Origin of the sequence: Burkholderia sp. 9777_1386, assembly GCF_015712265.1 — a bacterium.
In the GTDB taxonomy this organism is placed as follows: Bacteria; Pseudomonadota; Gammaproteobacteria; order Burkholderiales; family Burkholderiaceae; genus Burkholderia; species Burkholderia cenocepacia.
Window position 1 is genome coordinate 48,637 of record NZ_JACCQB010000007.1, and the last position, 26,886, is coordinate 75,522.

27 protein-coding genes are annotated in these 26,886 nt (G+C 69.4%); 11 read left to right on the forward strand and 16 right to left on the reverse strand.

Annotated features, from left to right (window positions below; all coding sequences use genetic code 11):
- Nucleotides 1-24 precede the first annotated feature (24 nt).
- Nucleotides 25-1,032 carry a helix-turn-helix domain-containing protein gene (locus H0X91_RS08155; protein WP_062911204.1) on the forward strand — a complete coding sequence of 336 codons (1,008 nt, stop codon included), beginning with the start codon at nucleotides 25-27 and terminating at the stop codon, nucleotides 1,030-1,032.
- 51 nt (nucleotides 1,033-1,083) lie between these two features.
- Here H0X91_RS08155 and H0X91_RS08160 read toward each other — a convergent pair whose 3' ends face one another.
- The 6 genes from H0X91_RS08160 to H0X91_RS08185 all read right to left on the reverse strand — a co-directional run bounded on the left by H0X91_RS08160 (nucleotide 1,084) and on the right by H0X91_RS08185 (nucleotide 6,453).
- Nucleotides 1,084-1,791: a CoxG family protein gene (locus tag H0X91_RS08160; RefSeq protein ID WP_196432943.1), complete on the reverse strand. Its 708-nt coding sequence runs from the start codon at nucleotides 1,789-1,791 to the stop codon at nucleotides 1,084-1,086.
- 28 nt (nucleotides 1,792-1,819) lie between these two features.
- A complete protein-coding gene (locus tag H0X91_RS08165; RefSeq protein WP_006497332.1) occupies nucleotides 1,820-2,179 on the reverse strand; it encodes a DUF427 domain-containing protein in 360 nt (119 codons plus the stop codon).
- A gap of 129 nt (nucleotides 2,180-2,308) precedes the next feature.
- Nucleotides 2,309-2,746 carry a carboxypeptidase-like regulatory domain-containing protein gene (locus H0X91_RS08170; RefSeq protein ID WP_006490101.1) on the reverse strand — a complete coding sequence of 146 codons (438 nt, stop codon included), beginning with the start codon at nucleotides 2,744-2,746 and terminating at the stop codon, nucleotides 2,309-2,311.
- 108 nt (nucleotides 2,747-2,854) lie between these two features.
- Nucleotides 2,855-4,339: a DegQ family serine endoprotease gene (locus tag H0X91_RS08175; protein WP_006497333.1), complete on the reverse strand. Its 1,485-nt coding sequence runs from the start codon at nucleotides 4,337-4,339 to the stop codon at nucleotides 2,855-2,857.
- A gap of 101 nt (nucleotides 4,340-4,440) precedes the next feature.
- On the reverse strand, nucleotides 4,441-5,787 hold the full coding sequence (locus tag H0X91_RS08180; RefSeq protein ID WP_006493399.1) for an ATP-binding protein: 1,347 nt from the start codon (nucleotides 5,785-5,787) through the stop codon (nucleotides 4,441-4,443).
- A gap of 3 nt (nucleotides 5,788-5,790) precedes the next feature.
- Entirely contained in the window at nucleotides 5,791-6,453 is a 663-nt protein-coding gene (locus tag H0X91_RS08185; protein ID WP_006481728.1) for a response regulator, read from the reverse strand.
- A 187-nt stretch (nucleotides 6,454-6,640) separates the two neighbouring features.
- Between H0X91_RS08185 and dacB the strand changes: the two genes are divergently transcribed.
- From dacB to H0X91_RS08200, 3 genes are all read left to right on the forward strand, one after another.
- Nucleotides 6,641-8,173: a D-alanyl-D-alanine carboxypeptidase/D-alanyl-D-alanine endopeptidase gene (gene dacB, locus H0X91_RS08190; RefSeq protein WP_006497334.1), complete on the forward strand. Its 1,533-nt coding sequence runs from the start codon at nucleotides 6,641-6,643 to the stop codon at nucleotides 8,171-8,173.
- A 332-nt stretch (nucleotides 8,174-8,505) separates the two neighbouring features.
- Nucleotides 8,506-9,420, forward strand: a complete 915-nt coding sequence (locus H0X91_RS08195; protein ID WP_006497335.1) for a sterol desaturase family protein — start codon at nucleotides 8,506-8,508, stop codon at nucleotides 9,418-9,420.
- Nucleotides 9,421-9,515: 95 nt separating this feature from the next.
- Nucleotides 9,516-10,655, forward strand: coding sequence for an SGNH/GDSL hydrolase family protein (locus tag H0X91_RS08200; protein WP_196432944.1), 1,140 nt, complete (start codon nucleotides 9,516-9,518; stop codon nucleotides 10,653-10,655).
- A 90-nt stretch (nucleotides 10,656-10,745) separates the two neighbouring features.
- On the opposite strand, the gene H0X91_RS08205 is transcribed toward H0X91_RS08200, so the two are convergent.
- From H0X91_RS08205 to pyk, 6 genes are all read right to left on the reverse strand, one after another.
- Nucleotides 10,746-11,774: an L-threonylcarbamoyladenylate synthase gene (locus H0X91_RS08205; protein ID WP_006481731.1), complete on the reverse strand. Its 1,029-nt coding sequence runs from the start codon at nucleotides 11,772-11,774 to the stop codon at nucleotides 10,746-10,748.
- 11 nt (nucleotides 11,775-11,785) lie between these two features.
- Complete coding sequence (locus tag H0X91_RS08210; protein WP_034201410.1) at nucleotides 11,786-12,982, reverse strand: 5-(carboxyamino)imidazole ribonucleotide synthase; 1,197 nt, start codon at nucleotides 12,980-12,982, stop codon at nucleotides 11,786-11,788.
- A 90-nt stretch (nucleotides 12,983-13,072) separates the two neighbouring features.
- Complete coding sequence (gene purE, locus H0X91_RS08215) at nucleotides 13,073-13,594, reverse strand: 5-(carboxyamino)imidazole ribonucleotide mutase (protein WP_006481724.1); 522 nt, start codon at nucleotides 13,592-13,594, stop codon at nucleotides 13,073-13,075.
- 16 nt (nucleotides 13,595-13,610) lie between these two features.
- Nucleotides 13,611-14,501: a phosphoribosylaminoimidazolesuccinocarboxamide synthase gene (locus H0X91_RS08220; protein WP_006477945.1), complete on the reverse strand. Its 891-nt coding sequence runs from the start codon at nucleotides 14,499-14,501 to the stop codon at nucleotides 13,611-13,613.
- A 234-nt stretch (nucleotides 14,502-14,735) separates the two neighbouring features.
- Nucleotides 14,736-15,800: a class II fructose-bisphosphate aldolase gene (gene fba, locus H0X91_RS08225; RefSeq protein WP_006481730.1), complete on the reverse strand. Its 1,065-nt coding sequence runs from the start codon at nucleotides 15,798-15,800 to the stop codon at nucleotides 14,736-14,738.
- 305 nt (nucleotides 15,801-16,105) lie between these two features.
- On the reverse strand, nucleotides 16,106-17,542 hold the full coding sequence (gene pyk / locus H0X91_RS08230) for a pyruvate kinase (protein ID WP_058901772.1): 1,437 nt from the start codon (nucleotides 17,540-17,542) through the stop codon (nucleotides 16,106-16,108).
- Here pyk and H0X91_RS35235 point away from each other — a divergent pair.
- Nucleotides 17,541-17,669 (forward strand): hypothetical protein, encoded by a 129-nt coding sequence (locus H0X91_RS35235; protein WP_256097633.1) that lies wholly within the window; start codon nucleotides 17,541-17,543, stop codon nucleotides 17,667-17,669. The genes pyk and H0X91_RS35235 overlap by 2 nt on opposite strands.
- A 157-nt stretch (nucleotides 17,670-17,826) precedes the next feature.
- On the opposite strand, the gene H0X91_RS08235 is transcribed toward H0X91_RS35235, so the two are convergent.
- The 3 genes from H0X91_RS08235 to H0X91_RS08245 form a co-directional block, all read right to left on the reverse strand.
- Complete coding sequence (locus H0X91_RS08235; RefSeq protein WP_034201409.1) at nucleotides 17,827-19,023, reverse strand: phosphoglycerate kinase; 1,197 nt, start codon at nucleotides 19,021-19,023, stop codon at nucleotides 17,827-17,829.
- Between the two features lie 280 nt (nucleotides 19,024-19,303).
- Entirely contained in the window at nucleotides 19,304-19,627 is a 324-nt protein-coding gene (locus H0X91_RS08240; protein WP_006477942.1) for an AzlD domain-containing protein, read from the reverse strand.
- Nucleotides 19,624-20,379, reverse strand: a complete 756-nt coding sequence (locus H0X91_RS08245; protein ID WP_006481734.1) for an AzlC family ABC transporter permease — start codon at nucleotides 20,377-20,379, stop codon at nucleotides 19,624-19,626. Before H0X91_RS08245 ends, H0X91_RS08240 begins: the two co-directional genes overlap by 4 nt.
- Nucleotides 20,380-20,586: 207 nt before the next feature.
- Between H0X91_RS08245 and H0X91_RS08250 the strand changes: the two genes are divergently transcribed.
- From H0X91_RS08250 to H0X91_RS08275, 6 genes are all read left to right on the forward strand, one after another.
- Nucleotides 20,587-21,510: a branched-chain amino acid transaminase gene (locus H0X91_RS08250; protein ID WP_006481735.1), complete on the forward strand. Its 924-nt coding sequence runs from the start codon at nucleotides 20,587-20,589 to the stop codon at nucleotides 21,508-21,510.
- Nucleotides 21,511-21,560: 50 nt separating this feature from the next.
- Nucleotides 21,561-21,755, forward strand: a complete 195-nt coding sequence (locus H0X91_RS08255) for a zinc-finger domain-containing protein (RefSeq protein ID WP_006482499.1) — start codon at nucleotides 21,561-21,563, stop codon at nucleotides 21,753-21,755.
- Between the two features lie 139 nt (nucleotides 21,756-21,894).
- Entirely contained in the window at nucleotides 21,895-22,932 is a 1,038-nt protein-coding gene (waaF, locus tag H0X91_RS08260) for a lipopolysaccharide heptosyltransferase II (RefSeq protein WP_006482498.1), read from the forward strand.
- A 115-nt stretch (nucleotides 22,933-23,047) separates the two neighbouring features.
- A complete protein-coding gene (locus tag H0X91_RS08265) occupies nucleotides 23,048-23,494 on the forward strand; it encodes a nuclear transport factor 2 family protein (RefSeq protein WP_006477934.1) in 447 nt (148 codons plus the stop codon).
- Nucleotides 23,495-23,527: 33 nt separating this feature from the next.
- On the forward strand, nucleotides 23,528-24,565 hold the full coding sequence (locus H0X91_RS08270; RefSeq protein ID WP_006482501.1) for a hydrolase: 1,038 nt from the start codon (nucleotides 23,528-23,530) through the stop codon (nucleotides 24,563-24,565).
- Nucleotides 24,558-25,145: a DUF2946 family protein gene (locus H0X91_RS08275; RefSeq protein WP_062884344.1), complete on the forward strand. Its 588-nt coding sequence runs from the start codon at nucleotides 24,558-24,560 to the stop codon at nucleotides 25,143-25,145. Before H0X91_RS08270 ends, H0X91_RS08275 begins: the two co-directional genes overlap by 8 nt.
- A 39-nt stretch (nucleotides 25,146-25,184) precedes the next feature.
- On the opposite strand, the gene H0X91_RS08280 is transcribed toward H0X91_RS08275, so the two are convergent.
- Nucleotides 25,185-26,879, reverse strand: coding sequence for a M48 family metalloprotease (locus tag H0X91_RS08280; protein ID WP_060210828.1), 1,695 nt, complete (start codon nucleotides 26,877-26,879; stop codon nucleotides 25,185-25,187).
- Nucleotides 26,880-26,886: the final 7 nt, after the last annotated feature.

Sequence of the window (26,886 nt, forward strand, 5' to 3'; positions counted from 1 at the left end):
GCCATCACCTTTCCGGAATCCGCCATGCTCGCCGCCGCGTCGCCCGCCCCGTCCGTTCCGACCATCGTCGCCGTGATCGCGTACGACGGCATCAGTCCGTTCCACCTGTCCGTGCCATCGGTCGTGTTCGGCAAGGAACGTGATGCGGCCGCGTCGCCCGCGTTCGAGTTCCGCGTCTGCTCGGCCGAGCGCGGCCCGCTCGCGACGACGGGCGGCTTCACGATCACCGCACCGTACGGGCTCGACGCGCTCGACGACGCGGACATCGTCATCGTGCCGTCCTGGCGCGACCCGGACGAAGCGCCGCCCGACGCGCTGCTCGATGCGGTCCGCGTGGTCGCCGCGCGCGGCGCGGAGCTCGTGGGCCTGTGCCTCGGTGCCTACGTGCTCGCCGCGGCCGGCCTGCTCGACGGCCGTCCGGCCACCACGCACTGGGCGTGGGCCGACGATTTCGCCCAACGCTTTCCGCGCGTGAAACTCGATCCCGACGTGCTCTACGTGGACGACGGCAACCTGATGACGTCGGCCGGCACGGCCGCCGGCCTCGACTGCTGCCTGCACGTCGTGCGGCGGCGCTTCGGCTCGGACGCCGCGAACCGGATCGCGCGCCGCCTCGTGATCCCGCCGCACCGCCAGGGCGGACAGGCCCAATACGTACCGCAGCCGGTCGCCGCGCACCCGCGCGATGCACGGCTCGCGGGCCTGCTCGACTGGGTGCGCGCGCATCTCGACGCCGCGCACAGCGTCGATTCGCTCGCCGAACGCGTGCTGATGAGCCGCCGCACGTTCACGCGCCACTTCCGCCAGGCGACGGGCACGACCGTCACCGCGTGGCTGCAGGCCGAACGGCTTGCGCGTGCGCAGCATCTGCTCGAAACCACCGGGCAGTCGATCGACGCGATCGCGCAGGCGGCCGGCTACGGCTCGAGCGTGTCGCTGCGCCAGCATTTCGCGGGCGCGCTCGGCACGTCGCCGTCTGCGTATCGAAGGGAATTTCGCGGCGCCGGAGCGCGTGCCGACGCGGGACAGTGACGCCGGCCGCGTGCGTGGCGGGCAGGCCTCGAAGCGGAACCGGGCAGCCGCTCAGCCGCCGTTGATCCAGCGCGCCGCGTAAAGCAGCAACGCGACGAACACGATCATCGCCGCCCAGGCCCATACGGGCACGGTGCCCGAATCGCGATGCGGAAGCGCGCTCGCCGCCCGCCCGCTCAGCGCGCCGCCGAGGTGCGGCGGCAGCGAACGCTTCGTCGCGGCCACCAGCGACGCCGGCCGCAGGAAGACATGCTGGCGGCGCTGCGCGGGGGCGCGCGCGCGATTCGGCGCGAGACCGTGCTTCGCCTGCACGACCGCGCAGAACTCGCGAAAGAACGTGTCGGTCCATTCGCGCAGCGCATTGTCGATCTGCCGCGCCGGCAACTCCGCGAGCGGCCCGCTCGCCGTCGCCCAGACCACGTATTCGATCCGCGTGGCGTTCGCATCGTCATCCGGCGTCAGCACCAGTTCGACCTGGCCGCGCAGCGCGCCGAGGCCGTCGGCCCGCGCCTTGAAGTTGAGCACCCGGCGCGGCCGACCTTCGGCGTCGCCCTGCTCGGCGGCCGCATGCGCGCGCACGTCGTAGCGGGCGCGCAGCGGGCCGAGCGGCACCGTGATCGTCAGCGCGAACTCGCCGTGCGCGAATTTCACGAACGATTCGCAATGGTCGAAGCTCGCCCGCAGCAGCGCGAGATCCTCCAGCGCATCCCGCACGACAGGCGGCGCGAGCGGTACGCGTAACGTGTCGTTCAGTTCCATGACGCCTCCCCGATGAACGCGCGCCGCATCAGGACGTCTCGACGAGACTGTCGACCCGTGCGACATCGAAGGCGACGTAGTGCGCGAGCACGGCCGCCGCCTCCTTCGGTTCTTCGTAACTCCATGCGGCGTTCTCGATCACGCCGTCTTCCGTCTGCAAGTCGAAATGCACGGCTTGCCCCCTGAACGGGCAGGCCGACGTGACGCCCGATTTCACGAGCCGGCGCATGTTGACGTCGCCGCGCGGCAGGTAATGAATGTCCGGGAGCCCCGCCTCGCGCACGGTCAGCGCGCCGTGCGAATCGGCATAGGTGATGCCGCGATGAATCACGCGCACGCGATGACGGTTCGGCACGATTTCGAGTCGGGGGTCGGCTGCATCGGACATCGTTTCTCCTTCGGGCGGCGTCAGGCCGGGGGCAGGAAACGAAAAAGCCACGGCACGCATGCCGTGGCTTTCATTATGGGCGAAACTTCGTCCGATTGCGCGACCGGGAGCCCGGCCGCGCGCGACGGGCTACTGCGCACTCCACTGGAACGCGGCTTTCGCGCCGCCCTTCGCGCCGACCGTGACGGCGCGCGATTCGTCGCTGCCCTGGTACGACGCGTGCACCGTATAGCGCCCCGGCGGCACCTTCACGAGCATGTACGGCCCGCGCGTGTCGGTTTTCAGCACCTCGGCGCCCTTGCCGTCGACGATCCGGACATGGACGTCGGCCAGGAACTCGCCGCCCTTGCCGGTGAAGCGCAGCGCCAGCGGCCACTGCGACTCGTTGCGCTGGAACGCCGTCGATTCGTCCTGCCCGACACCGCCGGACACGAAGGTGACATCGCCTTGCTGGCGCGCGGCGGGCAAGCCGTCCGACTGCGCGTACGCGCCGGTCGCACCGGCTGCGAGGCCGGCGGTCAGCGCCGCGGCGACGGCAAATCGGGACACGTTGCGTAGATATTGCATGGCTCTCTCCTTGGGGTCGGAACACATACGGGGCGCGGCGTCACGCGATCGATCGAGCGGCGGCGGCGCCCGCCACGGCCGGCCGGGCCGGCCGTCGGCCGTTGCCGGTCAGCTCAGGTCGACCGGCACGAAGATCTGTGCATTATCGCGCTGGATCAACAGAGCAAGACTGTTGCCCGCGCCCTTCACCGCGTCGCGCAACTGCTCGGGGCTCGTGACCGGACGGCCGTTCACCGCGAGGATCACGTCGCCGGGCTGGATGCCCGCGTTGGCGGCCGGCCCGCCGGCCTGCTGCACGATCAGCCCGTGCGACAGGTTGTCGGCGCTGCGTTCCTGCGGCGACAGCGGCCGCACCGCGACACCCAGGCGGCCCTGTTCGACCGGCCCGCCGTCGTTCGATGCGAGCTTCGCGTCGGCCATCGCGCCGAGCGTCACGGTGATCGACTTCTTCGACTTGTCGCGCCAGATCTGCAGGTCGGCCTTCGAACCCGGCTTCAGGTTCGCGATCTGCGCGGGCAGCGACGTCGAATCGGCGACCGGCGAACCGTTGACCGACAGGATCACGTCACCCGGCTGCAGGCCGGCCTTAGCGGCCGGACCGTTGGCGTCGACCGAGCTGACGAGCGCGCCGTCCGGCTTCTGCAGCCCGAACGAGCTCGCGAGCGTCTGGTTCAGCCCCTGCACGGCCACGCCGAGCCGGCCGCGGCTCACGTGGCCCGTCTTCACGAGCTCGTCCTTCACCTTGATCGCCTCGTTGATCGGGATCGCGAACGACAGGCCCTGGAAGCCGCCCGTCTGCGAGTAGATCATCGAGTTGATGCCGATCACCTCGCCCTGCAGGTTGAACAGCGGGCCGCCCGAGTTGCCGGGGTTCACCGGCACGTCGGTCTGGATGAACGGCGTGTAGTTCTCGTCCGGCAGCGCGCGCGACTTCGCGCTGATGATGCCCGACGTGACCGTGTTGTCGAAGCCGTACGGCGAGCCGATCGCGACGACCCACTGGCCGACCTTGCTCTGCGCCGGATCGCCGATCTTCACGGTCGGCAGGCCGCTCGCGTCGATCTTCAGCACGGCGACGTCGGACTGCTTGTCGGAGCCGACGACCTTCGCCTTGTATTCGCGCTTGTCGGTCAGCTTGACCGTGACGACGTTCGCGCCGTCGATCACGTGCGCATTGGTGAGGATGTACCCGTCGGAACTGACGATGAAGCCCGACCCGAGGCTGGCACTCGGCTGGTCGTCCGGCTGCGCGTCGCCGCCCATGCCCGGCACCTGGCCGTAGAAGTGCTTGAAGAACTGGTAGAACGGGTCACTCGGATCGATCGGCAGTTGCGGCTGCGGCGCGCGCCGCGCCACCTGCTTCACGACATGCTTCGCGCTGATGTTCACGACCGCCGGGCCGTAGGTCTCGACGAGCCCGGAGAAATCGGGAATGCCGGTCTTGGCGGCAGCTTCGGCCGGCATCAATGCGGCCGCCTGCGCGGGCGTGATGATCTGCGGATCGGCGCGGCGGGTGCCGGCGAAATAGCCGGCCGACAGGGCGGCCGCCACGGCGACCGCGACGGCGCCGCGCGCAAGGAATCGGGTGTTCATCGTAGGACCTCCTCTTTGTTAGGACGCAGCGTAACGACCCTGACTTAAAGGAGGCTTAATCAGCCTTAAGCGGGGCTTAAGCGGCTGCCCGCGCCGCCCCCTCAGACGGTTTCGGACGGCTGCGACGCCGGGGCCGGCATCTCGGCATCGCGGAACACGACGCTGACGAGCAGGCCGCCCGCGGCCGCATCGCCGAGCGACACCGTCGCGCCCTGCTGCGCCGCCACGCGCTTGACGATCGCGAGCCCGAGCCCGCTGCCCGACACGTCGGTGCGCGCCCGCGCCGTGCTGTCGCGATAGAAGCGGTCGAACACGCGCTCGCGCTCGTCGGCCGGAATGCCCGGCCCGCTGTCGCCGATCTGCACGCAGGCGCGGCCGGCCGCGTCGCGCGTCAGCGACACGTCGATGCGGCCGCCGTCCGGCGTGTATTTCACCGCGTTGTCGAGCAGGTTGCCGAACATCACGCGCAGCGCGCCGACGTCCGCGACGACGCTCGCCGCGCGCGTTTCCTCGAAGCCGAGATCGATGTCGCGCCGCTGCGCGAGCGGCGCATGCGCGGCCACGCATTCGGCGAGCAGCGCCTGCAGGTCGACCGGCTCGCGCATCGTCGCGCCGTCCGGCTCGGCACGCGCGAGCGCGAGCAGTTGCTCGGTGAGGCGCGTCGCGCGCGACACGCCGTCCTGGAGATCCGCGATCGCCTCGCGGCGCGACGCATCGTCCTTCGCGCGCGCGACGAGCTGCGCCTGGATCTGCACGGCCGCGAGCGGCGTGCGCAATTCGTGCGCGGCGTCGGCGACGAACGCCTTCTGCGTGTCGAGCGCCGCCGACAGTCGCGCAAGCAGCCCGTTCAGCGCCCGCACGAGCGGCTGCACCTCGAGCGGCAGGCGCGCGTCGGGCAGCGGATCGAGCGCTTCCGGCCGGCGCGCCTCGACCGCGCGCGTCACGCGGCCGAGCGGCGCGAGCCCGCGCCCGACGATCCCCCACGCGGCCGCGCCGAGGAACGGCAGCAGCACGATCAGCGGCCACAGCGTGCGCAGCGCGACGTTCGCCGCGAGCCGGTTGCGCACCGACAGCGGCTGCGCGAGCTGCACGACGTTGTCGCCGACGATCGCGCCGTACACGCGCCATTCGCCGCGATCGGTGCGTTCGGTCGAGAAGCCGAGCTCCGCGCGCGGCGCGATCGGCGCACGCGGATGCGAGAAGTACATCAGCACGCCGTTGCGATTCCAGATCTGGATCACGATGCCTTCGTCGCCGTTGGTGCGCGAGCCGAACACCTGCGAGAACGGCTCCGACGGCAGCGCCGCGGCGATTTCCTGCAACTGGTAGTCGAACAGCTCATTCGCCTCGGCGAGCGCCTGCCGGTAGATGAGCCAGCCCGCGGCGCCCACGCCCGCGACGACGATCGCGAGCAGCCAGATCAGCAGTTGATGACGAATCGACCGCACGCGTCAGCTTTCCTTGACGACCATGTAGCCGAGCCCGCGCACGTTGCGGATCAGGTCCGAACCGAGCTTCTTGCGCAGCGCGTGGATGTAGACCTCGACCGTGTTGCTGCCGATCTCCTCGCCCCAGCCGTACATCTTCTCCTCGAGCTGGCTCTTCGACAGCACCGCGCCCGGCCGCGCGAGCAGCGCCTCGAGCAGCGCGAACTCGCGCGCGGACAGCGCAACGGGCGCGCCGTCGAGCGTCACCTGGTGCGACGCGGGATCGAGCGTCAGCGCGCCGTGGCGGATCAGCGACTCGCTGCGCCCCGCTTGACGGCGGATCAGCGCGCGCATCCGTGCGCCCAGCTCGTCGAGATCGAACGGCTTGACGAGGTAATCGTCGGCGCCCGCGTCGAGCCCCTTCACGCGATCGGCGACGGCGTCGCGCGCGGTGACGATCAGCACCGGCAGCGCGAGCCCGCGCCCGCGCAGCGTGCGCAGCACGTCGATGCCGTCGCGCTTCGGCAGGCCGAGATCGAGCAGCAGCAGATCGTACGTCTCGCCGCCGAGCGCCGTCAGCGCGGCGTCGCCGTCCTGCACCCAGTCGACCGCAAAGCCGTCCGAGCGCAGCGCCTTGCGCACGCCCTCGGCAATCATTCGATCATCTTCGACAAGCAGAATCCGCATCGGGCCACGCATCCATGGGGCGAGTCAAACACGGCGACCATTGTAGCGCCGCGAATCGGGTGCGCGGCACCGTGCAATGCAACAGTAAGGCGGATTGCAAGGGGCCTACCCCGACTTGTCTCTACAATGTGCGCTTCGGCGCCCCCGCGCGTCCTGCCCGAGCCCCCTGCTTTTCCCGTATTCGCCCATGCCGATTTCCGATCTTTCCGCCCGGTTCGCCCCCCGCGCCCGCGTCTGCCTGCGCGCGGCCGCCGTCGTCGCCACCTGCACGGCCCTCGCGTTCGCGCCGTCCGCCCAGGCCCGCAAGAAATCCCACAAGGAAGCGCGCAAGACCGCCGTCGTGTCGCCGGCCGCACGCGCGGCCGGCCTGCCGGCCTCCGTGCTCGTCGCGCTGCAGCGTGCGAAGGTGCCGGCGTCGGCGATGAGCGTGGTGGTCGAGCGCGTCGGCGATCCGCAGCCGCTGATCGCGTGGAATGCGAGCCGGCCGATGCTGCCGGCCTCGACGATGAAGCTCGTGACGACCTTCTCGGGCCTGTCGATCCTCGGCCCCGACTACCGCTGGCGCACCACCGCGTACACGGACGGCACGGTCGACCCGGACGGCACGCTGCAGGGCAACCTGTACATCAAGGGCACCGGCGATCCGAAGCTCGTGCCCGAGGAGCTGATCGACCTCGTCGACAAGCTGCGCAAGGCCGGCGTCAAGCGCGTGGCCGGCGGCCTCGTGCTCGACAAGAGTTATTTCGCGGCGTCGACGCGCGACCTGCCGTCGTTCGACGACGATGCCAGCGCGCCGTACAACGTCGGCCCCGATCCGCTGCTGTACGCGTTCAAGGCCGTGTCGTTCACGGTCACGCCGGGCGACGACGGCAAGGTCGCCGTCGACGTGTTGCCGCCGCTCGCGGACCTGTCGATCGACAACCAGCTCGTCGAAGGTTCGGGCTCGTGCAGCGCGGCCGCCGCGGCCGCGCGCCCGACGCTGACGGCCGGCGGCGGAATCATGACGGCGTCGTTCGCCGGCGACTACCCGCTGCGCTGCGGCGCGCACACGACCAACCTCGCGATCCTCGATCACACGACCTTCTTCGCGCGCGGCTTCCTCGCGCTGTGGCAGCAGGACGGCGGCACGATCGCCGGGCCCGTGAGCGAAGGCAAGGTGCCGACCACCGCGCGGCCGCTCGCCGTGCATCACAGCCCGGTGCTCGGCAGCATCGTCTACGACATCAACAAGTTCAGCAACAACGTGATGGCGCGCAACCTGTTCCTGACGATCGGCGCGGTCAGCGGCAAGCCGCCCGCGACGCCCGAGCAGTCGAGCCGCGCGATCCAGGCGTTCCTGCAGAAGAACGGCATCGCGATGCCCGACCTCGTGCTCGAGAACGGCTCGGGGCTGTCGCGCGAAGAGCACGTGAGCGCGCTGTCGCTCGCCGCGCTGCTGCAGGCCGCGAACGCGAGCCCGGTCGCGCAGGCGTTCATCGATTCGCTGCCGATCGCGGGCATCGACGGCACGATGAAGAACCGCCTCACCAACGCGGGCGTGCTCGGCAACGCGCACATCAAGACCGGCACGCTGCGCGACGTGCGCGCGATCGCCGGCTACGTCGCCGGCGCGGACGGCCAGAGCTACATCGTCGTCAGCTTCATCAACAACGATCACGCGGAAGCCGCGCGCGCCGCGCACGACACGCTGCTCGAATGGATCTACGCGGGCGCGCACTGACGATCCGCGCACCGCGCGGCGGGCCGTCGTGACACGGCGGCCCGTGCGGCCCCGCAGTGCGTCACCCGCGAAATTTCGCGCCGCGCGGTTTGAAACGCGCGCCGCCACCGTCGCGCGGCGCCTCGCGCGCTCGCCCCATCCTCAAAACGGGGCCACACCGCCCGGCCCCGTGCAGTACGGATTCCGTAGAAACCCTGTCCTCAGAGGGAACCCTCTACGCTGCCCCCTCGCCTAGCGCGTAGCGATTGCGTAGGCTGTTGGCCTGACGATATCTACAACGGGCCACACGCCCGGCCTGATGGCTTGCAGGGGAACGAAGGAGACACACGCCCATGCGATTCGACGTCGAATTGCTTCTGCTCGCGCTGGCGCCCGTCTTCCTGCTCTGCATCGCGTGGGAGGCCTGGCACCTCGCCCGCACCCGTGCGCAGGACCGTATCTACGCGTGGCGCGACACGCTGTGCAACGCGGCGCTCGCGCTGATGCACCAGGGCGCCGACAAGATCGCGTGGCTGTTCGTGATTCCTGTCTATGCGTACTGCTACCGGCACTATCGCGTCTACACGTGGCACGACGGCTGGCTGTCGTTCGCCGTGCTGTTCGTCGCGCAGGACTTCCTCTACTACGTGTTCCATCGCGCGAGCCATCGCGTGCGCTGGCTGTGGGCCGCGCACGTCGTGCACCACTCGTCCGAGCGAATGAATTTCTCGACCGCGTTCCGCCAGAGCCTGATGTATCCGGTCGCAGGCATGTGGCTGTTCTGGCTGCCGCTCGCGTTCGCCGGCTTTCCGCCGCAACAGGTCGTCGGCGTCGTGCTGATCAACCTCGCGTTCCAGTTCTTCGTGCACACGCAGGCGATCGGCAAGCTCGGCTGGCTCGAATACGTGCTCAACACGCCGTCGATCCACCGCGCGCACCATGCGCGCAACGCGCGCTACATCGACCGCAATTACGCAGGCGTCCTGGTGATCTGGGATCGCCTGTTCGGCAGCTATGTCGAGGAAACGCCCGACGATCCGCCGCAGTACGGCATCGTCGAGCGGCTCGGCTCGAACAACCCGCTCGTCGCGACGTTTCACGAGTGGGTGTCGATGGCGTCCGACGCGTTGCGCGTCGGCGGATGGCGCAACAAGCTGCGCGCGATTTTCGGCCCGCCCGAATGGGCGAGCGCTTATCATGCGCAGATTGCCGAGGCCGCGAACCAGGATCCGCGCACCGTGCCACTGGCGGCTGCGCGCGATCGATAAACCGTTTCAGCCAACGGCCGCCGCGCAGCCCGGAACCGAGCAGGCGCGCGGCAGATGAGCAACACATCAGGCCATATCTACGAGGAGATCGAACGATGCAGACACAACAACACGCACCTTCCCGCACCCGGCAGCGCATGCTGCGCACCGCGCAGGTCGCGATCGCCGGCGCCGCGCTCGCGCTGCTCGCCGCATGCGGCGGCGGTGACGACAACAACAACAGCAGTGCGTCGAACACGCCGCCGTCGGGCGTGAAGATGCAGATCGTGTCGTTCGGCGACAGCCTGTCCGACGTCGGCACCTACTCGCAGATCAAGCTCGGCTTCGGCGGCGGCCGCTTCACGACCAACCCGGGCCAGGTATGGACGCAGAACGTCGCGCAGTACTACGGCGACACGCTGCAGCCCGCCAACCAGGGCGGCTTCGGCATCCCGCTGCAGGCCACCGGCGGCCTCGGCTACGCGCAGGGCGGCTCGCGCGTGACGCTGCAGCCGGGCATCGGCCATGCGGACGCGAGCGTGCCGAATCCCGACTACGCGCAGGCGACGACCACGCCGATCGCCGACCAGGTCAAGCAGTACCTGTCGCAATACGGCAGCTTCAACGCCGGCCAGATCGTGCTGATCAACGGCGGTGCGAACGACATCTTCTACCAGGCCCAGGTCGCGCAGGCGCAAGGCAACACGCCGGCCGCGCAGCTCGCGGCGGCGCAGGCGATCGGCCTGGCCGCGCAGCAGCTCGGCGGGATCGTCCAGCAGATCGTCGCGGCCGGCGCGACCCACGTGTTCGTCGCGAACGTGCCGGACATCGGCGGCACGCCGCTCGCGCTGCAAGGCGGCACGCAGGCCGCGTTCACGCAACTGTCCGGGCTGTTCAACAAGACGCTCGTCGGTACGCTCGCCGCGCTGAAGGTCGACCCGACGAAATATGCGGTGATCGATTCGTTCACGTGGCAGGACGGCATCGCGGCCAACTACCAGTCGAACGGTTTCAGCGTGTCGAACACCGACACCGCATGCAACCTGAAGGCGATGGTCCAGGCCGCCACGCAGTACGGCGTCGCGAACGCGACCGCGTTCGGCTCGTCGCTGTTCTGCTCGCCGCAGACCTACACGGTCGCGAACGCGGACCAGACCTACATGTTCGCCGACACGGTCCACCCGACGACGCGCCTGCATGCGCTGTTCGCGCAGTACGTCGAACAGCAGATCGCAAAGTCCGGCGTCGGCAAGTAAGCCGCCCACTACGCGCCCAAACGAAAACGCCTGACCGGTTCGCGCCGGTCAGGCGTTTTTTGTTTGCGTGGACGGATGCGCGTGGCTGCGTCAGTCGCGCGCTTCGAACGCCGCGGCCGCGCGGCCGAGGCGATCGTTGACCGCGATCCATTCGACGGTCTCGGGCAGCTTCTCGACGAGAATGCGCGCGACCTGCGCCCGGTCGAGCGCGCGCAGCATTCCATACAGGTCGCGCGCATAGGCTTGCGGATCTTCCGGCGCCGCGACGAAGTGCACGCCGTCAGCCTGCGCCCAGCGTCCCGCACGCGACGCGCGGGCGACGAGCGCGATGCGTTCGCCGTCGGTTTGCGCGGCCGCGAGCAGCGGCTCGAGCGCGTCGAACGGCAGCAGCGCGAGCGGCGTGCGCGGCGCGTAATGCGCTTTCAGCGTGCCCGACGCGCGTGGGGCCGTCGCATCGCTGCCGTCCGGCAGCTTCGGGGCGCGGCCGAGCACGTCGGCGATCTGTTGCGGCGTCACGTGCCCCGGGCGCAGCAGCGCCGGGAAACCACGCGACAGGTCGAGAATCGTCGACTCGATGCCGACTTCGGATGCGCCGCCGTCGAGCACGTGCACGGTATCGCCGAATTCGTCGCGCACGTGTTGCGCGGTCGTCGGACTCACGTGGCCGAACCGGTTCGCGGACGGCGCAGCCACGCCGCCGTGGCCGCCGCGCCGCGCGCTGAACGCGGCCAGCAGCGCCTGCGCGACCGGATGCGACGGGCAGCGCAGCCCGACCGAATCCTGCCCGCCGCTCACGGCATCCGGAATGCGCGCGTGGCGCTTCAGGATCAGCGTCAGCGGGCCCGGCCAGAACGCGTCGATCAGCGCGTGCGCGTCGGCCGGCAGGTCGTCGGCCCAGTAACCGGGATCGCCGCCCGGCGGCAGATGCACGATCACCGGATGGTTCGCGGGCCGCCCCTTCGCCGCGTAGATGCGTGCGACGGCCTCGGGGTTCGCCGCATCGCCGCCGAGCCCGTAGACGGTTTCGGTCGGAAACGCGACGAGCTGGCCCGCGTCGAGCAACGCGGCGGCCGCGTCGATCTGCGCGGGCGTCACGTGCTTCGGGAGATCGCTGGACATCGGCCGGCGCCTCAGTCGAGCGGCACGCGCAGCAGTTGCGCGCACGCGGTGGCGGCGGCGACGGCTTCGTCGCGCGTCTCGGCCGTGAAGTTCACGTGGCCCATCTTGCGGCCGACGCGCGCTTCTTCCTTGCCGTACAGGTGCAGGTGGGCGGCCGGCATCGCGGCGACCGTGTCCCACGGCGGCGTGACGGCATCGGCCGCCGCACCGTTGGGGAACCACACGTCGCCGAGAATGTTCAGCATCGCGGCCGGCGAATGCTGGCGCGGGTTGCCGAGCGGCATGCGCGTCATCGCGCGCACCTGCTGCTCGAACTGGCTCGTTGCGCACGCATCGACCGTGTAGTGGCCGGAGTTGTGCGGGCGCGGCGCCATTTCGTTCGCGACGAACGAACCGTCCTCCAGCACGAAGAATTCGACGCACAGCACGCCGACGTAGCCGAGCGTATCGGCGATCCGGATCGCCGCCTGCTGCGCTTCCTCGACGCGGGCCGCATCGGCGGCCGGCGCCGGCACGACCGTCAGCGCGAGGATGCCGTTGTGATGCACGTTCTGCGCGAGCGGGAAGGCGGCCGAACGGCCGTCCGCGCCGCGCGCGATCAACGCCGACACTTCGTATTTCAGCGGCAGGCGCTTCTCCAGCACGCACGGCACGCCGCCGAGCGCGGCATGCGCGTCGCGCGCTTCCTGCGCGGTGGCGACCCGCACCTGGCCCTTGCCGTCGTACCCGAGGCGGGCCGTCTTCAGGATGCCCGGCAGCACCGCGTCGAGCGCGGCATCGTCGAGCGCGGCGAGCGCCGCCGCCGATTCGATCACGACGTGCGGCGCGACCGGCACGCCCGATGCCGCGATGAAACGCTTCTCCGCGATCCGGTCCTGCGCGACCGCGACGCAGCGGCCGGCCGGCGCGACGAACGTCGTGCGCGCGAGGAAATCGAGGCTCGCGGCCGGCACGTTCTCGAACTCCGTCGATACGGCCTCGCACAGGTCGGCCAGTTCGGCGAGCGCGGCTTCGTCGTCGTACGCCGCGCGCAGGTGGCGATCGGCGACCGCGCCGGCGGGGCTCGTCGGATCGGGATCGAGCACGGCGACGCGATAGCCCATCGACTGGGCGGCAAAGCAGAACATGCGGCCGAGCTGGCCACCGCCGACCATGCCCAGCCACGCGCCGGGCAGGATCGGGGAAACGGAATCAGGAGTTGCGGTCATGTCAGTGGTCGGTCGCGGCGGAACGCGGAACGGCCCGCCGCTGTGGGAAAATCCGGCGCCGGCCGCGTCGTGCGGCCGCGCGCCATGCCGTCATTCCAGCGGCGGCAGCACCATCGCGTGCGCGGCTTCGTTCTGGCGCACGCGGAACGCGGCGAGCCGGTTCGCGTAGTCGACCGAGTTGCCGGACAGGATCGACACCGCGAACAGCGCGGCGTTCGCGGCGCCGGCCTCGCCGATCGCGAACGTCGCGACGGGCACGCCCTTCGGCATCTGCACGATCGAGTGCAGCGAATCGACACCCTTCAGGTACTTGCTCGCGACCGGTACGCCGAGCACCGGCACCGTGGTCTTCGCGGCCAGCATGCCGGGCAGGTGCGCGGCGCCGCCGGCGCCCGCGATGATCGCACGCAGCCCGCGCTCGCGCGCCTTCTCCGCATAGTCGAACATCTCGTCGGGCATCCGGTGCGCGGACACGACCTTCGCTTCGTACGGCACGCCGAATTCCTGCAGGATGGCGACCGCATGCTTCATCACGTCCCAGTCGGAACTCGAGCCCATCAGCACGCCGACGAGCGGCGCGCTGTGCGTGTGGGCAGTCTGGATTTCGCTCATGTCGTATCTGTCCCGATCAGGCGAGCGACTGGCCCGTGATGCGCTCGAGCGCTTCCTGGTACTTCGCGGCCGTCTTCTCGACGACGTCGGCCGGCAGCGCCGGCGCCGGCGCCGTCTTGCCCCACGGCTGCGCCTCGAGCCAGTCGCGCACGAACTGCTTGTCGAACGACGGCGGGTTGGTGCCCACTTCGTACTGGTCGGCCGGCCAGAAGCGCGACGAATCGGCGGTCAGCACTTCGTCCATCAGGTACAGCTTGCCGTGGTTGTCGAGGCCGAATTCGAACTTCGTGTCGGCGATGATGATGCCGCGCGTCGCCGCGTAGTCGGCCGCTTCCTTGTACAGCTTGATCGAGATGTCGCGGATCGTCGCGGCCAGCTCGGTGCCGATGCGGCGCTCGGTTTCCTCGAACGTGATGTTCTCGTCGTGCTCGCCCATCTCGGCCTTCGCGGCCGGCGTGAAGATCGGCTCCGGCAGCTTCTGCGCGTTCTGCAGGCCTGCCGGCAGCTGCACGCCGCACACGGCGCCCGACGCCTGGTATTCCTTCCAGCCGCTGCCGGCCAGGTAGCCGCGCACGACCGCTTCGATCATGATCGGCTCGAGGCGCTTGACGACCACGCCGCGGCCCTTCACCTGCTCGACTTCGTCGGCCGCGACGACCGCTTCCGGCGCGTCGCCCGTCAGGTGGTTCGGCACGATGTGCGCGAGCTTGTCGAACCAGAAGTTCGCCATCTGGTTCAGCACGCGGCCCTTGTTCGGAATCGGCTCGCCCATCACCACGTCGAACGCCGACAGGCGATCGGTCGTGACGATCAGGAGCTTGTCGTTGCCGACCGCGTAGTTATCGCGAACCTTGCCGCGACCGAGGAGCGGCAGCGAACGGAGCGTGGATTCGTAAAGGGTAGACATCGTCTTTTCGCAGATAAGGAGCCAAACAAAAAGGGAAACGCCGTTCCCCGCGGCAGGCGGGAACGGCGGTCTTGCAATACGTCGGCGAACCGGCGGGCGCAGCGCCCCGACGGCTGCCGGCCGGCCCTTGTTCGGCCGGACGGAACGGCTGCCGGGGCCGGATCGGATCCGGCCAGCCGGGCGGCCAGCCCATGCCCGGCGGCAGAACCGGGCGGGGCAAATCGTACTACAGTCTCAGCGCACGACCTGTGCGAGCGCGCCCGACTTGTACTGCTCGGCGATCTTGTCGAGCGACACCGGCTTGATCTTGCCGGCCTGGCCTTCGCAGCCGAACGCGAGGTAACGGTCGACGCACACCTTCTTCGCCGCTTCGCGCGCGGGCTTCAGGTAGTCGCGCGGATCGAACTTGCCCGGGTTCTCGAACAGGTAGCGGCGGATCGCGCCGGTGATCGCGAGACGCAGGTCGGTGTCGATGTTGATCTTGCGCACGCCGTGCTTGATGCCTTCCTGGATTTCCTCGACCGGCACGCCGTAGGTTTCCTTCATGTCGCCGCCGAATTCGCGGATCTCGGCCAGCAGTTCCTGCGGCACCGACGACGAACCGTGCATCACGAGGTGCGTGTTCGGGATGCGCGCGTGGATTTCCTTGATGCGCTGGATCGACAGGATGTCGCCCGTCGGCTTCTTCGAGAACTTGTACGCGCCGTGCGACGTACCGATCGCGATCGCGAGTGCATCGCACTGCGTGAGCTTGACGAAGTCGGCGGCCTGCTCCGGATCGGTCAGCAGCTGCTCGCGGGTCATCGTGCCTTCCGCGCCGTGGCCGTCTTCCTTGTCGCCCTTCATCGTCTCGAGCGAGCCGAGCACGCCGAGTTCGGCTTCGACCGTCACGCCGATCGAGTGCGCCATCTCGACGACCTTGCGCGACACGTCGACGTTGTACTCGTACGACGCGACCGTCTTGCCGTCGGCTTCGAGCGAACCGTCCATCATCACGCTCGTGAAGCCGCTGCGGATCGCGGCCGTGCAGACGGCCGGCGACTGGCCGTGATCCTGGTGCATCACGACCGGGATGTGCGGATACGATTCGACCGCCGCTTCGATCAGGTGGCGCAGGAACGGCTCGCCCGCATACTTACGCGCGCCGGCCGATGCCTGCATGATCACGGGCGCGCCGACCTGGTCCGCCGCCGCCATGATCGCCTGGACCTGCTCCAGGTTGTTCACGTTGAAGGCCGGCAGGCCGTAACCGTGCTCTGCCGCGTGGTCCAGCAATTGACGCATTGATACGAGAGGCATTGTGGAACTCCTTGGAATGAAAACCGGTGCGCCCTGACGCCGGCGCGGCACCTGCCCGGGTCTGGACCGGGGCAGCGCGGCGCGGCTGAGCGTCGAATAGCCGCATTTTATCGCGAAGCGCCTCCGATTCCGACCGCCCGGTGGCCCCCGCTCGCAATTTGTTACGTTCGCACGGCACAATGCGGCCAAAAAGGAGAAAAAAAGCCGCGCGGGGCTTCGGACCCCGCGCGGCTTTTTGCGCAAAAACGGTGCCAGATCAGCCTCGACCGATCCGGGGCGCCGGCTCAGCGAGGCTCAGCCGGCGCTCAATAGTGCTCGCCGACCCGCACGATCTTCAGCGTGTTGGTGCCGCCCGCCTGCCCCATCGGCTCGCCGACGGTCAGCACGACCATGTCGCCGTGCTGCACGTACCCCTGCTTGACGACGATCTCGAGCGCCGCCTGCAGCGCCGAATCGCGGTCGCTGTTGAAGTCGACGTGCAGCGGCGTCACGTTGCGGTACAGCGCCATCGTCCGCTCGCTGCCGACGCGCGGCGTCAGCGCGAAGATCGGCACGTGCGTGTAGTGACGCGACATCCACAGCGCGGTCGCGCCCGATTCGGTCAGCGCGACGATCGCCTTCGCGCCCAGGTGGTACGCGGTGAACAGCGCGCCCATCGCGATCGACTGGTCGATCCGCGTGAACGTCCGGTCGAGAAAATCCTTGTCCAGCTCGACTTCTTCGGATTTTTCCGCTTCGACGCACACGGCCGCCATCGTCTCGATCGTGACGACCGGGTACTTGCCGGCGGCCGTCTCGGCCGACAGCATCACCGCGTCGGTGCCGTCGAGCACCGCGTTCGCGACGTCCGACACTTCCGCGCGGGTCGGCACCGGTGCGTGGATCATCGATTCCATCATCTGCGTCGCGGTGATCACGAGCTTGTTCGACTCGCGCGCCATCCGGATCATGCGCTTCTGCAGCGCCGGCACGGCCGCGTTGCCGACTTCCACCGCGAGGTCGCCGCGCGCGACCATGATGCCGTCGGACGCGTCGAGGATGCTCTGCAGCGCCGGAATCGCCTCCGCGCGCTCGATCTTCGCGATCATCTTCGGCTTGATGCCGTACGGCGCGCCCGCGATGTTCGCGAGCTGGCGCGCCATTTCCATGTCGGTCGCATTCTTCGGGAACGACACCGCGACGAGGTCCGCGCCGAGCGACATCGCGGTACGGATGTCTTCCATGTCCTTCGCGGTCAGCGCCGGCGCCGACAGGCCGCCGCCCTGGCGGTTGATCCCCTTGTTGTTCGACAGCTCGCCGCCCACCTTGACGGTCGTGTGGATTTCGTCGCCGAGCACGCGCTCGACGGTCAGCACGATCAGCCCGTCGTTCAGCAGCAGCAGGTCGCCCGGCTTCAGGTCGCGCGGCAGTTCCTTGTAGTCGAGGCCGACACGCTCGTCGTTGCCGAGCTCGCAGCCCGCATCGAGGATGAACGGCTGCCCGGGCACGAGCGTGGTCTTGCCGTTCTCGAACTTGCCGACGCGGATCTTCGGGCCCTGGAGGTCGGCCATGATCGCGATCTCGCGGCCAACCTTGCGGGCGGCCTCGCGCACCATTTCGGCGCGCTGGCGGTGATCGTCGGCCGTGCCGTGCGAAAAGTTGAGCCGCACGACGTCGAGGCCCGCCTGCATCATCTGCAGCAGAATCTCCGGCGAACTGGAAGCCGGGCCGATCGTGGCGACTATCTTGGTGGCGCGCTGCATGAAACTCCTCATCTGGATCAAGGTGGATGCGCTGGGTGAAACGCTGCGAGAGCCGGAATCGGCGGGCCCAGCGGCGGCCGTTCCGGGGGGCGTGCCGGTGCTTGCGCCCGGCATCGCTTTGTTCTGAATCTCGTGGTGCTGTGCGGCCGCGTCGCCGGCAGCCGCCGGTGCGCGCGGGGCGGTGTTCGCCCGCGCGGGCGCGCGTTTGCGCTTGCCCGCGCCGGCCGGCTGCTCCGCTTTCGCGGAGCGCGCGGCCTTCGTCACCCCTGCGCGCGCCGCCACGCTCAGGCCGCCCGCGTTTCGAGCACTTCCACCGCCGGCAGCTTCTTCCCCTCGAGGAACTCGAGGAAGGCGCCGCCGCCCGTCGAGATGTAGCTGACCTGGTCGTGAATGCCGTACTTCGCGATGGCCGCGAGCGTGTCGCCGCCGCCCGCGATCGAGAACGCGGACGATTTGGCGATCGCTTCGGCGAGCGTCTTGGTGCCGTTGCCGAACTGGTCGAACTCGAACACGCCGACCGGGCCGTTCCACACGATCGTGCCGGCCTTCTCGAGCTGGCTCGCGAGTGCCTTGGCCGTATCGGGGCCGATGTCGAGGATCATGTCGTCCGCTTCGATGTCGGCGACCTGCTTCACCGTGGCCGCGGCCGTCGGCGAGAATTCCTTGGCGGTGACGACGTCGGTCGGGATCGGCACCGACGCGCCGCGCTCGCGCGCTTCGTCGATGATCGCCTTCGCCTCGGCGACGAGATCGGCTTCCGCGAGCGACTTGCCGATCGACAGGCCGGCCGCGAGCATGAACGTGTTCGCGATGCCGCCGCCGACGATCAGTTGGTCGACCTTGCCGGCCAGCGACTTCAGGATCGTCAGCTTGGTCGACACCTTCGAGCCGGCGACGATCGCCACCAGCGGGCGCGCCGGGTTGCCGAGCGCCTTGCCGAGCGCGTCGAGTTCGGCGGCCAGCAGCGGGCCCGCGCACGCGACGGGCGCGTACTTCGCGATCCCGTGCGTGGTCGCTTCCGCGCGGTGCGCGGTGCCGAACGCGTCGTTCACGTACACGTCGCAGAGCTTCGCCATCTTCTGGGCGAGCTCGTCCGAATTCTTCTTCTCGCCCTTGTTCACGCGGCAGTTCTCGAGCAGCACGATCTGGCCCGGTGCGACGTTCACGCCGTTCTCGACCCAGTTCGACACCAGCGGCACGTCGCGGCCGAGCAGCTCGGCGAGACGCTTGGCGACCGGCGCGAGCGAGTCTTCCGGCTTGAATTCGCCTTCGGTCGGACGGCCGAGGTGCGACGTGACCATCACGGCCGCGCCGGCGTCGAGCGCGGCCTGGATGGCCGGCACGGACGCACGCACGCGGGTGTCCTCGGTGATGTTGCCGTGATCGTCCTGCGGGACGTTCAGGTCGGCGCGGATGAACACCCGCTTGCCGGCGAGCTGGCCGGCGGCGATCAGGTCGGTAAGACGCTTGACTTGGCTCATGTTGGACAGATTGAAGTAGTGGATGGGGAAAGGGGGTTCACGCTGGACGTGCGCGGGCTGCCGCGAAAGGGCGCCGGATGCGGCCGTGGCTGGCGGTTCGCATGACGCGCACGGGTAAAAAATCTCGAACGGGCATTCTAGCCGATCCACCCGGCAGACTGACCCGTGCGGCGGCGAATTCCGCCTATTTGGGATCGCGGGCCGGAACCGACATATTGCCGCAACGCAGCAATTCGCCGACGCAACCGGGCGGCGCCGGGCGAGCCGGAACGGCGGCCCATCAGAAGATCAGGCGCAACGCGGTGAAGACGAGCATTCCGACGACGATCGTACCGAGCATGCTGCGCCGCCACAAAAACCAGCCGAGGCCGGCGAGCGCCGCGTAGAACGGATGGTTGGACAGCGCGAACGACAGGCCGGCCGGCGTTTCGAGCACGTCGGGCAGCACGACGGCGACCAGCGCGGCGGCCGGCGCGTAGCGCAGCGCGCGCTGCGCGCGTTCGGGCAGCACGGTGCGCTCGCCGCCGATCAGGAACAGCGCGCGCGTGACCGCCGTGACGATCGTCATCCCGACGATGACGATCCAGATCTCGGTCGCGCTCATTCGATCTCCTTTTCGTGCACGGTTTCGGTACGGATGCGCCGCCAGTCGGCCCGCTCGACGAAGAAGTCGGCCGTGCAGCCGGCCGCGAGCGCGGCGAGCACCGCGAGCGGCAGCGCAAGCCGGTACGGCAGGTCGAACGCGACGAGCGACACGATCCCGGCGACCGCGACGGCCGCGAGCGTCGAGCGGTTCGCGACCGCCGACACCATGATCGGGATCAGCGCGAGCGTGCCGGCCAGCTCCAGCCCCCAGCTCGCGGGAAAGAAGCTCGCGAGCAGGATGCCGGCGAGCGACGACACCTGCCACGACGCCCAGCTCGCGAGCGCCATCCCCCAGAAATAGGCTTCCTTGCCCGGCACGCGGCCGTACGCGAAGCCCTGTTTCTGGAACAGCAGGTAGATCACGTCGCCGTTGAAATAGCCGATCGCGAGACGCCGCCACAGCGGCAGGTAGGAAAAATGCGGCGCCAGCCCGGCGCTGAAGATCACGAAGCGCATGTTGACCATCGCGGCCGTGAGCAGCACGGTCCAGATCGGCAGCTTCGCCGCGAGGAGCGGCAGCACCGCGAGCTGCGACGAGCCCGCGTAGACGAACAGCGACATCGCGCTCGCCTGCCCGAGCGTCATCACGGACTTGCTCATCGCGATGCCGGTGACGAGCCCCCAGGACAGGATCGCCATCAGTGTCGGGGAATAGTCGCGCGCGCCCTGGATCAGCGCGAAGCGGTCGGTGGCGGACAATCGAGCGAGCATGGGAAAGCGGGCCGCAGCGGGCGGTTCGTCGGGACGCCGGCGCCTCCTGCCGGTGCGACCCTTCGTTATTGGAATCGGTACCGGACGATTATAGCGCCGGCCCCGCGCCGTCCGACCGGATCGTCGCCAAATGACGCTAAAATACGCGTCTTTCCGGCTCAACGCTGCATACAACCCGCAGCACCTCACCGCTTCCAGGAGAATCCTATGTCAATGGCCGACCGCGACGGCAAGATCTGGATGGACGGCAAGCTGATCGACTGGCGCGACGCCAAGATCCACGTCCTGACCCACACGCTGCACTACGGCATGGGCGTCTTCGAGGGCGTGCGCGCGTACAAGGCGGCCGACGGCAGCACCGCGATCTTTCGCCTGCCCGAGCACACCAAACGTCTGCTGAATTCGGCGAAGATCTTCCAGATGGACGTGCCGTTCGACCGCGAAACGCTCGAAGCCGCGCAACTCGCGGTCGTGCGCGAGAACCGGCTCGAGTCGTGCTACCTGCGCCCGATCATCTGGGTCGGCTCGGAAAAGCTCGGCGTGGCGGCGAAGGGCAACACGATCCACGTCGCGATCGCCGCATGGCCGTGGGGCGCGTACCTCGGCGAAGACGGTCTCGCGAAGGGCATCCGCGTGAAGACGTCGTCGTTCACGCGCCACCACGTGAACGTGTCGATGGTGCGCGCGAAGGCGTCGGGCTGGTACGTGAACTCGATCCTGGCGAACCAGGAAGCGACGGCCGACGGCTACGACGAAGCGCTGCTGCTCGACGTCGACGGCTACGTGTCGGAAGGCTCGGGCGAAAACTTCTTCCTCGTGAACAACGGCAAGCTGTACACGCCCGACCTGTCGTCGTGCCTCGACGGCATCACGCGCGACACGGTCATCACGCTCGCGAAGGACGCCGGCATCGAGGTGATCGAGAAGCGCATCACGCGCGACGAGGTCTACACGGCCGACGAAGCGTTCTTCACCGGCACTGCCGCCGAAGTCACGCCGATCCGCGAGCTCGACAACCGCACGATCGGCAGCGGCGCGCGCGGCCCGATCACGGAAAAGCTCCAGTCGGCGTTTTTCGATATCGTGTCGGGCAAGAACGCGAAGTACGCGCACTGGCTGACGAAGGTCTGAGCGCGCCGCGCGACCGACCGCCCCACACAAGAGTGATAAGAGAAAGTCTCATGAGTGAAATCAAGGAAATGCCGCTGGTCGAGCTGACGGCCAAGGATCTTCCCGCCTACTGCCCGAACCCGGCCATGACCCGCTGGAACGCGCACCCGCGCGTCTTCATCGACGTGTCGCACGGCGAGGCGCGCTGCCCGTACTGCGGCACGCGCTACAAGCTGCGCGACGGCGAGGTCGTCAAGGGCCACTGAGCCCGGCGGCCGGGCCTGAAGGCCCACCGACCCGCAAGGCGGCGCAGCCGGAAGTCCGGCGCGCCGCCGTTCCCCATTCTGGCAACCCGAACGCGGCGCCCGAGCGCCGTGCTTCATTACGACATCGGAAGTCGACCTGATGCGTCGAGCGCTGGTTATCGCACCGAACTGGATCGGTGACGCATTGATGGCGCAGCCGCTTTTTGCGCTGCTGAAGAAACTCCATCCCCGCATCGCGATCGATGCCGTCGCACCCTCGTGGGTCGCGCCCGTGCTCGAGCGGATGCCCGAGATCCACGATGTCCACGCGACCGATCTCGCGCACGGCAAGCTGCAGCTGCTGCGCCGCTGGCAGCTCGCGAGCGACCTGCGCGACGTCGGGTACGACGCGGCGTACGTGCTGCCGAATTCGCTGAAGTCCGCCGTGATTCCGTGGCTCGCGAACATCCCGCTGCGGATCGGCTATACGGGCGAGCACCGCTACGGCTTGCTCAACGTGCGCCACGCGAACCCCGACAAGTCGGGCGAGCGGCCGCCGATGACGACCCACTACGCGGCGCTCGCGTACGCGCCGGGCGCGAAGCTGCCCGAGTCGATGAAGACGCTGCCCGCCCCGCGCCTGGACGCCGACCTGAACGAAACGGCGCGGGTGTCCGCACGTTTCAATCTCGATACACGCAAGCCGCTCGTCGTGTTCTGCCCCGGCGCCGAATACGGCCCGGCCAAGCGCTGGCCGCCCGAGCACTTCGCGTCGCTCGCGACCATCGTGCACCAGTCGTTCCCGTATACGCAGATCGTCGCGCTCGGCTCGCAGAAGGATGCCGCGGCCGCGCAGGCGATCGCCGACCACGCGCCGAACGTGCGCAACCTGTGCGGGCAGACGTCGTTGTCCGAGGCGTGCGCGCTGATCGCGCGCGCGAACGCGGTCGTCACCAACGATTCCGGGCTGATGCACGTCGCGGCCGCGCTGCGCCGGCCGCTCGTCGCGTTGTACGGATCGACCGATCCGCGCCACACCCCTCCGCTGTCGGAGCTGGCGAAGGTACAATGGTTGCATCTCGAATGCAGTCCCTGCTTCGAACGCGAGTGCCCGCTCGGCCACCTGAAGTGCCTGCGCGAACTCGGTCCGGAGCAGGTATTCGGCGATTTGCGCGGCATGCTCGTCGGGCAGCGCTGACCCTGACCGGCAGCGTCGCACGGCGCGCCGGGCAATCCGATTCACCGGTGTGCGGCGGCTCGATCCGGGCCGCCGTGCTGAATACGGCGCGCGACGCGCGCGAGAGACAACCCCGATGCCACGTTTTGCCCGCCTCTTCGAAGCCGCTGCCGATACGCTGAACGCCTACTACCAGGCCGTCGCGGATGCCAATCTCGACGCGCTGCTGGCGTTGTGGATCGACGAGGATTTCGCCAGCTGCGTGTGGGCGGACGGCGAGCATCTGCACGGCCTCGACCAGATCCGCGGCGGGCTCGCCAACCGGCTCGCGACGCGCCCGGTCACGATCGAGCCGCTCGACATCCGCGTGTACGACAGCCTCGGCACGGTCGTCTATACGATCGCCGAAGCGCATCAGCAGGCCGACCTGACGGCCGAACCCGACATGGTTTTCGCGACGTACGTGATGATCCACGAACGCGGCGAATGGCGCATCGCGCACATCCACGCGAGCCCGATTCCTGAACAGGCGGCCGGACAATTCGCCGCGAAGATCCGTCACGGGCAGGGTCCGCTGCACTGACGAAGAACGAAGCAACGCATTAGCGGGGCGATCATGAGTACGGCTTCTCCGCCCACCTCGCCGCTGACCGGGGCCCCGGCCCCCGACGACGACACACTGCGCTATCGCGCACCGCGCTGGCTGCCCAACAGCCATGTGCAAACCATCGTGCCCGCGCTGTTCGCGCGGCGTCCGGTTGTCGCTTACCGGCGAGAGCGATGGGAAACCCCCGACCACGACTTCATCGACCTCGACTGGGTCGCGCACCTCGACAGCGCGGCGCCGGCGCCCGACGCGCCGCTGTTCGTGCTGTTCCACGGTCTCGAAGGCAGCTCCGCGTCGCACTACGCGCTCGCGATGATGGCCACCGCGCGCGCGAACGGCTGGCACGCCGTGGTGCCGCACTTCCGCAGTTGCAGCGGCGAGATCAACCGCCAGCCGCGCTTCTACCATCTCGCCGACAGCGCCGAGGTCGACTGGATCCTGCGCCGGCTCGCCGCGCAGCATCGCGGGCCGCTGGTCGCGGCCGGCGTATCGCTCGGCGGCAACGTGCTGCTGCGCTGGCTCGGCGAGCATCGCAGCGACACGTCGATCGTGCGCGCCGCCGCCGCGATCTCGACGCCGATCGACGTGCATGCGGGCGGCCGCGCGCTGTCGCAGGGGTTCGCGATGGTCTACACACGCAGCTTCCTGAAGACGCTCAAGCGCAAGGCGCTCGCGAAGCTCGACCAGTATCCGGGGCTGTTCGACCGCGACGCGATGCTGCAGGCCGTGACGATGCGCGACTTCGACGAGGTCGTGACCGCGCCGCTGCACGGTTTCGCGAACGCCGACGACTACTGGACGCAGGCGACCACGCGGCCGCTGCTGCCCGCGATCGACGTGCCGACGCTGATCCTCAACGCCCGCAACGACCCGTTCCTGCCGGAATCGGCGCTGCCGGGCCCGGCCGACGTGTCGCCCGCCGTCGAGCTCGACCAGCCCGCGCACGGCGGCCATGCGGGTTTCATGACCGGGCCGTTCCCCGGCCGCCTCGACTGGCTGTCGGCGCGGGTGTTCGGCTATTGCTCGAAATTCGTCGACCATGGATGACATCGTCAGGCAGGCACTCGCCAAATGGCCGAACGTGCCGCATTGCACCGGCTGGCTGCTGCTCGACCGGCGCGGCGCATGGCGGCTGCGCGACGACGCGGCGCAGGCGGCCGGCGAGCTCGGCTCGCCGATCCGGCATGCGGCGCTGAACGCGTTCATCGGCCGCAACTACGAATGCGACGCGCAGGGCCAGTGGTTCTTCCAGAACGGGCCGCAGCGCGTGTACGTCGAACTCGCCTATACGCCGTGGGTCGTGCGGCTCGCCGAACGCGACGGGCAGCTCGCGCTCACCGACCAGACGGGCGCCCCGTTCGAACCGGACGCAGCGTGGCTCGATGACGGCGGCGGCGTGCTGTTTCGCGATGCCGGCACACCGCCGCGCATCGCGGCACTGCACGATCACGATCTCGGGCTGTTCGCCGACCACGCGGATTTCGACGCGGAGCCACCCGTGCTGCGCTGGCGCGACGGCCGCTCGCTGCCGCTTGGCAGCATCGCGTGCGCCGACGTGCCTGCGCGGTTCGGCTACATTCCCAGCCCGGCGCGCCACGCACGCGATGCCGCCGACAGCGGCAACTGACCCGCCGCGGCGCCTTCCGCGTTCGCCGCGCGACGGCCGCTACCCGCGGCCGTTCTTCTCGTCGTCGCGCTCTTCCTTGTAGCGCGCCTCGAATTCCAGCAGCCGTGCGCCGATGATCGACTGCTCGTAGAACGACACATCCTTCGCGTCGCGCGCTTCCTTCAGTTGCCGGATCGCCGACGGCCACGCGCCGTCGAGCGCCAGCTTCTCCGCCAGCGCGCGACGCCGCGCGAGCACGTCGCCCTTGCCGTCGCTCGACTTCGCGAGGTAATCCCACCAGTCCGGCTGTTCGGGGTCGGCCTTCGCCTGCGCCCGTGCGAGCGTCTGCGCTTCGGCGAAGCGGCGCGCGGCGATCAGCGCCTGCAGGTGCGCGACGATCGCCGCGTGCGACGCCGGCCAGCGCCGCTGCGCGAGCGCCGACAGCCGTACCGCGTCGTCGGTCCGGCCCGCGCGGCGGGCGAGGTCCGCGGCCAGCACGTCGAGGCTCGGCGAGCTGGTCGCCGGATCGTCGTCGCGCCGCTCGCGCGCATCGAACGCGCTGCGCGCCGACGCGAGCGCCTTGTCCGCCGCATCGTACTGGCCGAGCAGCGTGTTCGCGAGCGCGATGCCGTACCAGTTCGCCGCGACGTTCGGCGCCGTGCGATCGTCGATCTCCAGCTGCATCCGCCGCGCCTCGGCCGAGATGTCGGTCGGCGCCCGGTTCTGCAGGACGCGCAGCCGCGCACGCACGAACCCGTATTCGGCCGACTGGCGTGGCTGCCGGTATGGCGCGCGACGTGCACGATCTTCCATGTCGGCGATCCGCTCGCCGGTCAGCGGGTGCGTGCGCGCATAGGCCGGCACGCCCGCATCGCCCATCGACGCGCGGTCCAGCCGCTCGAAGAAGCCGGGCATGCCGTACGGGTCGTAGCCCGCTCCCGCTAGCAACTGGAAGCCGACGCGATCGGCCTCGCGCTCGGCCGACCGCGAGAAGCGCAGCTGGTTGTCGACCGCGTACGCCTGTCCGCCCATCGCGATCGCGCTGCCGAGATCGCCGCTGCGCGCGAGCACGCCGGCCAGCACGCCGAGCAGCATCGTCGCAAGCGCCGTATAGCCGGTCTTCTCGCTCGCGCCGATCATCCGCGCGATGTGCCGCTGCAGCACGTGGCCCATCTCGTGGCCGACCACCGACGCGAGCTCCGACTCCGTCTGCGTCGTGACCACCAGCCCGCTGTTGATTCCGATGAAGCCGCCCGGCATCGAGAACGCGTTGATCTGCGGATCGCGCACCGGGAACAGGTCGAAGTCCGGCGCGTAGCCGCCGATGTAGCGCGCCGCCGCCGCGGCCGCGAGCCGCGCCGCCATCGCGTTCAGGTAGTCGCGCACGAGCCAGTCGTCGAGATAGTCGGGATCGCGCCGCACTTCGCGCATCACGCGCTCGCCGAGCCGGCGCTCGGCCCGCGGCGTCAGCGCACCGCCGGAGCCGTCGCCTAGATCGGGCAGCTCCAGTGCCCGCAGCGGCGCGCGCAGGCTCGCGACGGGCGCCGACGCACCGCCCGCGCCCGAGAACCGGCTCTCCGCGCCGCCGTACGTGCCGAACACGCCGGTCGCGATGCCGGACGGCACGGTGGAAATCGACGTCGCGCCGCCGGCCGCCGGCTCGAGCGGCGGCGCGGAGGCGCTCTGCGCATGGCCGCCCGGCGGTAGCGCGAGCGCCGCCGACAGCGACACGGCAAGCAACTGTTTGACACGCATGGCAGGA